General features: G+C 33.2%; 11 protein-coding genes and 1 tRNA gene. 3 read left to right on the forward strand and 9 right to left on the reverse strand.

Annotation, left to right across the window (positions count from 1 at the left end; genetic code table 11):
• The first annotated feature begins 18 nt into the window (after positions 1 to 18).
• Positions 19 to 351, forward strand: coding sequence for a zinc ribbon domain-containing protein YjdM (locus MN581_RS03145; protein WP_117973074.1), 333 nt, complete (start codon positions 19 to 21; stop codon positions 349 to 351).
• Positions 352 to 395: 44 nt separating this feature from the next.
• Here MN581_RS03145 and MN581_RS03150 read toward each other — a convergent pair.
• Positions 396 to 468 (reverse strand) — tRNA-Thr (locus tag MN581_RS03150).
• 171 nt (positions 469 to 639) lie between these two features.
• Here MN581_RS03150 and MN581_RS03155 point away from each other — a divergent pair.
• Positions 640 to 1167 (forward strand): hypothetical protein, encoded by a 528-nt coding sequence (locus MN581_RS03155; RefSeq protein ID WP_117973075.1) that lies wholly within the window; start codon positions 640 to 642, stop codon positions 1165 to 1167.
• Positions 1168 to 1191: 24 nt separating this feature from the next.
• Here MN581_RS03155 and MN581_RS03160 read toward each other — a convergent pair whose 3' ends face one another.
• Together MN581_RS03160 and recJ are read right to left on the reverse strand one after the other, a co-directional pair.
• A complete protein-coding gene (locus MN581_RS03160) occupies positions 1192 to 1704 on the reverse strand; it encodes an adenine phosphoribosyltransferase (RefSeq protein ID WP_117973076.1) in 513 nt (170 codons plus the stop codon).
• A complete protein-coding gene (gene recJ / locus MN581_RS03165; protein ID WP_147340779.1) occupies positions 1701 to 4010 on the reverse strand; it encodes a single-stranded-DNA-specific exonuclease RecJ in 2310 nt (769 codons plus the stop codon). Before recJ ends, MN581_RS03160 begins: the two co-directional genes overlap by 4 nt.
• 138 nt (positions 4011 to 4148) lie before the next feature.
• Here recJ and MN581_RS03170 point away from each other — a divergent pair, with 138 nt between their 5' ends.
• Positions 4149 to 5036: a polysaccharide deacetylase family protein gene (locus MN581_RS03170; protein ID WP_117973077.1), complete on the forward strand. Its 888-nt coding sequence runs from the start codon at positions 4149 to 4151 to the stop codon at positions 5034 to 5036.
• 140 nt (positions 5037 to 5176) lie between these two features.
• Here MN581_RS03170 and MN581_RS03175 read toward each other — a convergent pair whose 3' ends face one another.
• From MN581_RS03175 to asnB, 6 genes are all read right to left on the reverse strand, one after another.
• Positions 5177 to 5713: a biotin transporter BioY gene (locus MN581_RS03175; protein ID WP_241699176.1), complete on the reverse strand. Its 537-nt coding sequence runs from the start codon at positions 5711 to 5713 to the stop codon at positions 5177 to 5179.
• A 76-nt stretch (positions 5714 to 5789) separates the two neighbouring features.
• Positions 5790 to 6761 carry a biotin--[acetyl-CoA-carboxylase] ligase gene (locus MN581_RS03180; RefSeq protein WP_241699177.1) on the reverse strand — a complete coding sequence of 324 codons (972 nt, stop codon included), beginning with the start codon at positions 6759 to 6761 and terminating at the stop codon, positions 5790 to 5792.
• The gene (locus MN581_RS03185; protein ID WP_241699178.1) at positions 6758 to 8716 is read right to left on the reverse strand and encodes a S9 family peptidase; all 1959 of its coding nucleotides are present in this window, start codon (positions 8714 to 8716) and stop codon (positions 6758 to 6760) included. Before MN581_RS03185 ends, MN581_RS03180 begins: the two co-directional genes overlap by 4 nt.
• A 106-nt stretch (positions 8717 to 8822) precedes the next feature.
• Entirely contained in the window at positions 8823 to 9533 is a 711-nt protein-coding gene (locus MN581_RS03190) for an amino acid racemase (protein WP_117973081.1), read from the reverse strand.
• Between the two features lie 11 nt (positions 9534 to 9544).
• Entirely contained in the window at positions 9545 to 10723 is a 1179-nt protein-coding gene (locus MN581_RS03195; RefSeq protein ID WP_233519180.1) for a carboxylate--amine ligase, read from the reverse strand.
• Positions 10724 to 10806: 83 nt separating this feature from the next.
• The gene (asnB, locus tag MN581_RS03200) at positions 10807 to 12648 is read right to left on the reverse strand and encodes an asparagine synthase (glutamine-hydrolyzing) (RefSeq protein WP_117973083.1); all 1842 of its coding nucleotides are present in this window, start codon (positions 12646 to 12648) and stop codon (positions 10807 to 10809) included.
• Positions 12649 to 12681 lie beyond the last annotated feature (33 nt).

Here is a 12681-nt window from a genome sequence, read left to right on the forward strand (position 1 = left end):
CGAAAGGAGGGTAAGACAGTGGAAACATTACCAAATTGCCCAGAATGCCAATCAACTTACACATACGAGGATGGACTAATGTATGTATGTCCTGAATGTGCACATGAATGGTCTAAAGAAGAAGAAAAAATAACAGAGATTGTAAAAAAAGATGCGTTTGGAAATCCGTTAGTAGATGGTGACTCAGTCACAGTTATCAAAGACTTAAAAGTAAAAGGCGCTAGTCAACCAATCAAACAAGGAACTAAAGTTAAAAATATTCGCTTAGTAGAAGGCGATCATGACATTGACTGTAAAGTTGATGGATTTGGACCAATGAAATTAAAATCTGAATTTGTTAAAAAACTATAAAAAATATCACTAGGAAATCATCCTAGTGATATTTCTTCTTTGTAAGCCACCTGTCGGACTTGAACCGACGACCCCCACCTTACCATGGTGGTGCTCTACCAGCTGAGCTAAGGCGGCAATTAAATTACACTCCATATCATACCCATGATACTAAAAATTGTCAACAAACAATTTAATAATATCACCACTTCTTTTATCATTAATTTTTTTATTAGTGTATTTTATTGAAAAAGACCAGCATTTATTGTACGATATGTACAGAAAGATTGACTGGAGAATCAAATTAGAATGAAAATACGAATTATTGGGTATGCAGGTAGCGGTAAAACATCTTTAGCTATTAAGCTTCAAGAAAAGTATCACATACAAGGAATCTCTTTAGATGACTACTTAAAAATAAAAGATAAAAACAAGCGTTACCATCAACTTAATACCCATCTTTCTGAACTACCTAATTGGATTGTAGAAGGCGTTCAAGTTAGTCACTGGACAGACAAAGCGACAAAAGAAGCAGATTTAATTATCATTCTTGATTATCCTATCTATCTGACACAGTATCGTGTTACCAAGAGAGCTTTTACTCAATGTTTTACTAAAAATAAAACATTTACCCAACGAAAAAAAACCATTAAACGTATGTTCAAACTTTATAAATGGAACAACCGTTTCAAAAAACGTCTACCAGATATTAAAAAAAATTTAACTACTGACCACGGTAAATTGTTAATTTTAGAGTCCCCTGAAGATATAAAACGCGTTCACAGAGAATTACGACAATATTTTTACTCTACAAACAAAAAAAACGATAAGAAATAGCTTCCTTATCGTTTTTTTCTATATCTAGAAATCCATTAATGCTAGAATATCATAATCTTCAATTTTTTTTCTACCATTTAACTCATTTAATTCCACTAAGAAAGCACATCCAACTACTTCCCCACCTAATTGCTCCACTAATTCAATTGTGGCTGCAATTGTACCGCCTGTTGCCAATAAATCATCACAAATAATCACTTTTTGACCGGGTTTAATCGCATCTTTATGAAGTGTTAATGTTGCTTCACCATATTCTAAACCATAGTCTACTTCAATCGTTTCACGAGGTAATTTTCCTTTTTTACGAGCTGGTGCAAACCCTATACCTAGTTCATAAGCAACTGGACAACCAATAATAAAACCACGAGCTTCTGGTCCAACAACCATTTCAGCTCCACGTTCTTTAGCATATGTTACAATTTGGTTTGTGGCTTCTTGATAGGCTGCTCCGTCTCCCATTAACGGCGAAATATCTCTAAAGACAACACCTTCTTGAGGGTAATTAGGGATACTAGCAATATAATCTTTTAAATTCATCTGTCTTCCTCCTGTTGCGATATCCAATGACGAATATCTGCTACATTACTATATAAAAATAGTTTTTCCATGTCAATTTTATGTAGGTAGGCTTGATAAACGTCACTTTCTTCTAAAGCTTTAGCACTAGGATTGGCAACTTTACTCATCAAACCATCTTCTATTGTAACAAATCCTAAATCAAAAAACACTTTTATGATAAAAATTAAATGATTTTTAGATATTTGTAGATAATTGGATAGCTCTATTAATTTATAACGCACATCTAGACTTTCTTGCGTTTGAACCAATTTAAACACTTTACTAAACTGTTCTCGTGTTGGAACGCCTGATAAATAATGTTCTGTCGAGACGTTTATCCACAAGTACAAACGATGAATATCACACAATGACACTAAAGATGAAACTACTTCTAAATCATAAGGGCAATCAACAAACACCATCTCTTTAAATTGTTTTAAAATCTCAATATCTTTTTTAGTTTTAACATGATACAAACGGTCTGTCGGTATATTATCTACGGGCGTTTCATCATTAAAAATGACATAAGCAGGATTAATTGATAGCTGATCAAAATCATTGGTTTTGCCACCACGCATATCAAAAATTTGAATGCCAGATACCTGATAATCTTCCATCATTAATTGAGCTTTCCTAAACCCATTCCACTCATTAATGGATAACTTTCCTACTACATCAACCGATTCCCCTGTCACTAGTTCATCTATTGCATCCCCTTTTCCAAATGCAATACAATCAATTTGACTAGTAGTCTGAACTAATTGTCCCTTTAGATGATTGTTATCTGTCCCAATTTTTTTCATTCCATTCACTTGATTTTTTTCAAATAAAAAATGTGGTGATGGGTTACCTGTTCCAAAAGGAGATAACTGAGTTAATTCCTCAATTAGTTCAACTGAAATATCTGAGAGTTCAAGTCTCGCATCAATTGTTAAAATTTCTTTGGTTTCATCCGTTATTAAAGGAGACACAATCTTAATCAAATCATTCTTAATTTCATCTAATTTACCCGACTCAAATGATAGCCCTGCTGCCATATGATGTCCACCAAAAGACACAAATTGCTCTTTTATTTGTGATAAAACTTGAAATAAATCAATGTTAGCAATACTTCTTCCAGATCCTTTTAATAATTGTGTATCATTGTTTTTCGTTAAAACAATGGTTGGTCGTTGTGTTTGTCTGACAATGTGGCTTGCAACAATACCTAATACCCCTTCATGCCACTCTTCTTTATACAAAACATAGATAGGCAACTCTCCCATAGCATCAACCATTTCTAAAGCATCTTTTGTAATATCTTTAACTAAAGCTTGACGTTCAGCATTGGTTTCTTGAATATCTGTTGCAATACTCATTGCCTCTTCATCATCAAATGTTGTCATTAACTCTACAGCTGGCATAGCACTTTTTAATCGTCCCATTGCATTTAATCTAGGGGCAATGCCAAATCCAATCGCTTCTTCATTTGCATTGGCTAAATCTAAGTTCCCAATTTCTGCTAAAGCATGCAAGCCAACTCGCTCAGTTTGTTTTAATATTTTCAATCCGGAACTAACTAATATTCTATTTTCTCCAGTTAAAGAAACTAAATCAGCTACTGTTCCAATTGCCACTAAATCTAAGCTTTCCATAGGAATTTCACCTAAAAGGGCAGTGGCAACTTTAAATGCTACACCAACTCCTGCTAAATCTTTAAATGGATACTCTCCCAACGGATGTCTTGGGTGAATAATTGCATACGCTTCAGGTAATTCAGCTGGCAACTCATGATGATCTGTGACAATCACATCTACTCCTTGCTCTTTTGCAAACATTAACGCTTCATGACCACTCACACCATTATCGACTGTCACAATTAAATTAATTCCTTGATTAATATAATATTGATAGACTTCTATATTAGGTCCATACCCATCAACAAATCGATCTGGTAAATAATACTCTACTTCTCCACCAATCAATTCAATTGCTTCTTTTAACACAGTTGTGCTGGTAATACCATCTGCATCATAATCACCATATATTAAGATTTTTTCGCCTTGTTCGATAGCTTGTTGAATACGACTAACGGCTTTGTCCATATCGTATAACAAAAAAGGGTCATGTGTAGCTGCTAATGTAGGGGTCAAAAAAGATTGTGCTTCTTCTAAAGTTGATACACCACGTTTTACTAATAATTCACTCATAATTGGAGAAAATTTATTTTCTTTAAACACTTCAATAAGTTGTTGTTGTTCTTCAGATAATGATTGCTCTTCCCATTTAAATTGAGATTGTTTCACCCAAACACTTCCATTCTATTTTATCTATTAATTCTGCTTAACTCACCTTAAACAGTTTAACATAGCTCAATTCTTTCAACAAATACTTGCCAATCTAAAGAGTGCTTTGATACTATAGACAAGACAAGGAGGCAACAAATGAAGAAAAAAATACTATGGTTTTTAGTTATCCTATTATCTGTTGAACTTATTATTTTGGGTGTAAAATTATTTCAACCACATAATCAACTAAAGACTGCTAAAACAACCGCATCATCTAGTTTAGTTGATGTAGCAAACCAAGAAACAACTCAGACATCTGAAAAGAAAAAACATTCTGGTGACATTGATACGTCTAATTGGATAACCAGCGATACAACTATTTCTTTTCCAATTTTAATGTATCATAGTTTAACTAAAAGTGATGATGGTAACACCTTGAAACTCCCACCTGAAGAATTTAAACAACATATGGAATGGCTGAAAGAACATGATTATTATACGTTAACTCCTGAAGAGGCCTACGTTGTATTAACAGAAAATAAAAAACCAAAAGAAAATATCGTTTGGGTTACTTTAGATGACGGTTACTTAAATAATTTTACTGAAGGCTTTCCAATATTAGAAGATTTAAAAATGAATGCGACTATTAATTACATTACCTCAAAACTAGATAATCAATATTATTTTCATGAAGACGATATGAAAAAAATGATTGACAGTGGCTTTATTTCAATCGAAAGTCATACTGTAAGCCATTTGGATTTAAACACATTAAGTGATGAACAAATTCATACAGAGCTAGCAGATTCTAAAACTTGGATGGATACTACTCTAAATCAGAATACATCAGTCGTTTGTTATCCAGCTGGTCGATATGATGAACGAGTTGAAAAAGAAGCAGAAAATGTGGGGTATAAATTAGCACTGACTACCGAACCTGGATATGCTAGTAAGAATGATGGCTTATTTGCTTTAAAACGTGTTAGAATTTCTCCCGGATATGACAAAGAAGCCTTTGGAAACTACCTACTATCAGCTCAATAACACAAAAAAGACTGACTAGAAAATGATTTTTTAAATAAAAACACTCAACTAACAAAATAAAAAACCCATGAAATCAACGTTGGAATTAACGGATTTCATGGTTTTTTTTCTATTTTAAGGCTTTCTAGTCAACTTTTTTTCTATACTAATACTTTATTTTTTACTAACGGTCTTAATTTTTGTGATACCAATCCAATGACAATAACTTTTATAATTGTTGTTGGAATAAATGGTAACACTGTTGCTGCAAAAGCCACAGATAAGCTACTTCCCGTTACAAGATGAAACACAATAAAGCCTACTAAAAAATTAATCATCGCTCCTAAAAATAATCCTATATATAGGAACACAATATTCTCACGTTCTGCAAACCAACCTGCAATATATGCCATAATGGGAAAACTTAAAATAAAACCTCCTGTTGGACCAAATACAATAGCAGCTCCTCCAGAAAATCCTGCAAAAACAGGCAAACCAATTAATCCTAACAAAACATATAATATTGTGGACATAGTGCCTGATCTTTTTCCAAGTAATACGCCTGCCAATGGAATAATAAATGTTTGTAACGTCATTGGGACACCATATGGCATTGGAATACTAATTTGTGATAAGACAACTATCACAGCAGTAAATAAAGCAATTTTTGTTAAATCAAATGTTTTAAATTTTGTCATTATTTCTCCCCTTTTCATTTTTTATTATAACAAAAAGAAAAGGTTAGTCAACTAAAAAAATAAAAAAAGGTGACTATTATAGTTTTAACGACACTTCACCAAATCTCAACTCTCTTGTTTCCCCATTAGACAATTTAATCATCAAAGAGCCATTATCTTTAATATCTTCCACTTGAGCAACATAAGAATCTGCTCCTGACACAATGGAAACCAGTTGACCAACTACGATAGATTTTTCACGATACTGTTGCATCATACTTTTTTGCATCATGTTAGAAGCTTGTAAGAAAAATTGATTGATAACGTTAGCAGCAATTTTATTTCTTATCGTATTTTTATTGTTAAACAATGCTGTTGCAACAGATTGAACGTTTTTTGAAAATAGCTCAGATTTAGTTGATACATTAATACCAATACCGACTACAATCCAATCTAAACGTCCAGTTTCTAAATTACTAACCGCCTCTGTTAAGATACCACATACTTTTTTTCCATTTAAAAACAAATCATTAACCCATTTTATACCTATTATTTCACCGGATAATTGTTCTAACACTTCTGAGACAACAACCGCTGAATAGGCTGTCATAAGAGATGGATCAATTTGCGGCATCTCTTCAGGTCTTAGTATGATACTCATATAAATACCTGAATCTTTTGGCGATTCAAATGTTTTCCCATATCTTCCACGCCCCTTTGTTTGTTCGTTTGCAATAATCACTGTCCCATTTGCAGCTCCTGACACAGCTAACTCTTTTGCTAAATTATTGGTTGAATCAATCGACTCATAAACTTGAATTAAACTTGAATCAATCGACTTATCCAAAAATGGTAACATTCCCTGCAGAGACAACTTATCACTTGTTTCTTCTAGTGAATACCCTTTACTTTTTACGGCTTTAATTGGATAGCCTTCTGTTTCTAATTGTTTAACCGCCTTCCAAACAGCATTTCTTGAAACACCTAATGTTTCAGCTAGTTTTTCACCGGAGAAAAACTCTCCCCGATGATTTTCTAACATTGCTAATGTTTTGTCTTTTACACTCATTTTATTGTCTCTCCATTGTTTAAATGCTTATCAAACCATGATGAAATATCTGTCAGACGAGCTAAACGTAAATGAGGTAATCCTCCTCTTGATAAGCCATGACTCGATTTCGGATACACAACCATTTCAGTAGGCACGTTAAAGCGTTTCATCGCTGTATACATCTGCTCACCTTGCTCTTTTGGACAACGTAAATCGTCTTCTCCATGTAAAACAAGTAAAGGTGTTTGCCCATGTTCTACGTAAGCTAATGGTGATAACTTCCACATATCTGAAATATTTGGTAAATCAGTTAATAACTGATATTTTACGAAGAATGCCCCAATATCACTTGTCCCATAAAAACTAATCCAGTTAGAAATAGAACGTTGTGTCACTGCCGCTTGAAATCGTTTAGAATGGCCAACAATCCAGTTTGTCATAAAGCCTCCATAACTTCCACCAGCAACCACTAATTTTTTCTCATCAATTTCAGGATGTTCTGTTAACACAGCATCTAACCCTACCATCAAATCCGTATAGTCTTTATTGCCATAATCTCCTAATATCGCACTAACAAATTCCTGGCCGTAACCTTGTCCACCTCTTGGATTTAACATAATCACGCCATAACCATTTGCCGCATGGTATTGCATTTCATGGAAGAACGTTTCACCATAACATACTTGAGGCCCACCATGAATATATAGAACGGCTGGATGCTGTTTTTCACTTAATACAGGTGGCACATACCATCCCTGAACGGATACATCCTCCTCAGATTCGTACCAAAACTCTTGTGGTGTTGATAATATCATATCTTTTAAAATTAACTCATTTGGATTGTATACTGTTTTTAATGTGACATCTTCTAAAGATAAAGTCGCTAAAACTGATGGCTCTATTAATGTTGAATACGTCACAATCAGTTCACTACCTGTTAAATACGCATCTGTTAGATGATTTTTTTCATCATATATTTTTTTTAAATTACCATCAAAATCACCCTTGTATAACACAATTTTACCATGATGAGTCACGGGGAAAATAAAAGTATCAGAAGTTAAAAAGTCAATATCGACTCCTCTTACTTGTTGTTGGAAATCTCCAACAATAGCGTCACCTACTTCTTCATCTAAGCTTTCAGTTAAACAGGTTAAGAAACCACTTTTCATGTCATAGTGATACAATTTATTTTGGGTAACAAAACCATATTCAAAGGTATTTCCAACTAATAATAAATCTTCTTCAGTAGGATTCATTTTACCATAATAAAAACTTCCTTTAGGCAATGACTCTGTTAAATTCATCAGAGATTTTGTTGATAAATCATATTTATACAATGTACTACCATAATCCCACTCATCTTGTGGTTCTTTATCTCGTCCAAGTAACACATAGCTTTCATCTTTAGAAACATAGGTTAAATTGATTTCATCAGTAGTTTCAAATAGGATGCTTTCTTCTTTCGTTGCTAGCATTATCTTACTTAATTGATACGTCGCGTTCAAGTCTAATAATCCAGCTCCATCTAGTTTATAAATCAATTTATTCCATCTTTTTGGTTGCTCTAAAATCTTTTCTTCTTTCTTTTCATCAGTTGATTTCGTTTGGACAAAATAAATCGCACTACTTGATTCATTCCAAATGTAATCCGAAAAAGAATCTTTTTGCATCAAACTATAGGCACTACCTCCATCTAGTGATTGGATTTTTAAATGAAGTTTTTTGCCAACTTTACTCACATAGCTTAGCCATTTTTTATTTGGTGATATTTTCAACTGACTAATTGAAGTCTCCTCACCACTCCATAATCGACGCTCTTTTGTCTGTTTATCTACACTATAAATACGAGATTCGTATTGATTACTCTCTTTATTAATCGAATGCTCCATAAAAAAGATGATATTTCCCACTGAAATAGGTTGGGATAAACTATTTAGTTCAAATAAACTTTCTTTCGTTATTGTTTTCATAGACTCATTCCTTTCTTTATTAGTCTCATTGTAAATCAACCCTTAAAAATATACTAGTTTTACACAAAAAAAGATGACATCATCCGCAGACAAGGTCATCTTTTTATTATTTTCTATTTTGTAAAGCTAGTGCCACTGTTTCTTCTGCTAAGACATTTTGTGGATCAATGACATGCTCATTCATCTGATTTTCAGCGTCTTCCATCATAGATAATTCTGTACAACCTAACACTATGACATCACAGTTTAGTTCATTAAACATATCATCAAGTATTTCATGATATAAGTCATGATCTAATTGATCTAAGTGTTTAATTTTATCAAAAATTAACGTACTCACTTTATCTTGGATATCTTTTGTTGGATGAACGACGTTGAAACCAGCTTCTTCAATAAAAGGATCATAAATCTTATTTTTTATCGTTCCTTCTGTCCCAATAATCCCGACACGTGCATTTTTTGCATACGCATCACTGACTCTTGAAATAGCCAATTTTGGCATATGAAGAAGTGGTTTGTCTGTTGCTTTTTCTAACTCATCAAAAAAATAATGCGCTGTATTACAGGTTAAAACAAAGAAATCTGGCGATAACTTATCATATGTTTTAATCACATCAAGTAAGTATGGTAATGGATTTTCATTATTTTCTTTATCCATTATATAAGAACTTCTATCAGGAATAGTGGCATAATTAACTAAAACATAATTTAAATAATCTTGGTCTTTTTCGGCTGGTGTTTTATCATTCACCATCTTGACATATAATTCTGTTGCTTTAGTTCCCATACCTCCAATGACGGTAAAGAAATGTTCCATATCATCCCACCTTACTTACCATATTTTTTAAACGCTTTTCGATAATACCTAAACATACGCTGAAGCAATAAATAACGACCTAAACTACGATCTCCATCATAATAGAAAGTATAACCATAGCGTTTATCGGCTATCATCTCTCTAGCAATATCTTTATATTGTGTTTCAGGAACATATTTATCAAAAATATCGATTGGTACATTTAGCCATAGTTGCCCCTTATCATCTGGGATGTTGGCATAAACTGTATCACTATCTTTTAAATCATCATAAATATAATCTCTCACAACCCACTCAGCTAAGTTTAATCCATTAAGCGTTACAAAGAAACTACTTCTTCCTTGTCTTAAATTAATTTCAAAGAATTTAAAGGTATTGTCTTTAATGTCATATTTCAAATCAAAGTTTGCAAAACCTGTGTATTTAATATCTTCTAAAAAGTCTTTTACTTGTTTATAAATCGCTTCATTATAATCAGGCATAATAGCTAAGTAATTGCCAATACCAAGTGGTGTCGGGTCTTCAAGTAATGGATGACCTAAACACATCATTTTTACTTGATGATTTTTGTCAACATAACAATTTAACACACGCATTGGACTTTCATTGCCCTCCACAAATTCTTGTAAGATTAAATTGTCTTTGTATCCAGCTCCATAGATGCCATGAATAACACGATTATATTCTGTCATATTGTCAATAATATAAACTTTTTCCTTAATCGGATCGGTAAAATCATTCCATGACACACTGTTTGCTGGTTTTAACGCAATCGGAAAATCAAAAGGCTGTGTAGCTTCAGAATTTTCCACCATACGACGAGTGATAATTTTCGTTTTTGGATAAGGTAAATCATACTTTTCGCAAATATCATAAAAATCTTGCTTATTAACTAATTGTTTTTCTAACTCTTTATTGATGTATGGGCAAACAAACGTTTCAGATAATTCCTCTAAATGTTTTGAGATAAGTTCTGTATACCAATCTCCCATTCCCATCAAAATAACTGGCACATCAGAATCTTTATACTCTTTTGCGACTTCTCTCATGGTTTCGATAAACGTTGGATCTGTATCAAAACTTGGTACAACTTCGATAGCTAATATTTTCGTATGTTTTGTTGGTGCAATAGAGGCGCTGGCGATTGTCCGGACTGGTTTATTTGTAATGTCATAAAATGAGCGGGCCATCCCATACAGATTCAAATCTCCCCCTAACAACACTGGGATAAAATCTTGTTTTTGAGTCAATATAATCGGTTCCCTTCTTCTAATTAATTTTCAATAAAATAAACTCGGTACCAAACAATAAATGTGTAAATAGTAAATATTTTTTGCATATTTGCTATTCCTTGTTTTTGTTCTTCTAATAAACGATTTAAGTAATCGACATTAAAGAATTCTTTTGCAATATCAGAATTAAATGCGTCTTTTAACATCTCTTGGTATTTATCTTCTTTTAACCATGAAGCAAGTGGTGACGGGAATCCTAATTTTTCACGATTTACAATGCGATCGGGTAATTTAGCTTCAGAAGCTTCACGCCAAGCAATTTTTGTCACACCGTTTTTCATGTCAACACGCGTATCAGTTGGCATACGCTTTGCAATTTCAGCCACTTCTTTATCCACTAAAGGTGTTCTAACCTCTAATGAATTAGCCATACTCATACGGTCTGCTTTATGTAAAATATCATAAGCTAACCATCCATGAATATCAAAATGTTGCATTTTAGTGACATCATCTTTGCTTTTTGCTTCATCAAATAAATCTTTTACATATAACGATGAAGATTTGTTAAAACGCGTATCTTTTAGCAAGTCATTTCTTTCTGCTTCGTTAAACACATAATTCACACGATAATAACGTTCACTGATATCTTGTGCCCCACGAATTAAGAAACGGCGACCATGAAAATGTGGCAAACGTTTCGCTGTTTGAGCGAACAATTGACGCATATTTCGTGTCGTAAACTTTTCATATTTTTTAAATGTTCCTGCTTCTAAATAGGTATTATAGCCACCGAAAAATTCATCGGCTCCTTCTCCAGACAAAGCCACTTTTACATGCTTACTTGTTTCTTTTGATAAGAAATACAATTGAATCGCAGAAGGGTTAGATAAAGGCTCATCCATGTGATACATTGCCTTAGGAATAATACCAAAGAAATCTTCATCATTAATCATGATAGCTGTATTTTTTTGGTCAATTTCTTTTGCAAATTCTTGTGCCCATTCTAATTCACTGATGTTTTTATCGTCAAATCCTAATGAAAATGATTGGATATCTCTATCTTGTGATGCTTCATTTAAAATGTAGCTTGAATCAATCCCACTTGATAAGAAACTTCCCACTTCAACGTCTGCAATCATGTGTTTTTTCACTGATTCGTCTACTGTATCGATAATGTCACGTTTTGCTTCATCCATGGTCATTTTTTGTTCTTCTTCAAATGTGAAGTGATAGTATTCATTCACTTCTAAATCGTTATTTTTAAATTTGAAATAATGACCTGGATTAACTTTATAAACATTTTTGAATAATGTTTCGTCACTTGGAATGTATTCAAAACTTAGATGAATTGGTAATAATTCCTCATTTAATTCTTTAACGAATGATGGGTGATCTAAAAAGGCTTTTATTTCTGATCCCCACATAAAGGTATCCTCATTTTTAAAGTAGTAAAGAGGTTTAATACCAAAGTGATCACGTGCTCCAAAGACTTCACCGTTTTCAGAATCATAAATAACAAACGCGTACATTCCACGAATACGGTCTAATAATCCCTCTTGCCAAGCATCATAGCCATGAATCAATACTTCAGAATCCACTTCTGTTTTAAATTCGTAACCTAATTCTTGTAATTCTTCTCTTAATTCTACGTAATTATATATTTCACCATTAAACGTTAATACTTTTGTATTGGTTTGGTTAGTCATTGGTTGTTGTCCATGATTTAAATCAATAATTGATAGGCGTCTAAATCCCATTGAGATAACGTCATCTTGGTAAAATCCTTCATCATCTGGTCCTCTATGTACAATACGATCCGCCATTTTTTTGATGACTGTTGGATCAATACCTGGTTGGTTCATATATCCGACAAATCCACACATGTTTTCGTCCTCCAATTTTTATAAATAAAACTT

It is taken from the genome of Vagococcus sp. CY53-2 (assembly GCF_022604695.1).
GTDB lineage: Bacteria > Bacillota > Bacilli > Lactobacillales > Vagococcaceae > Vagococcus.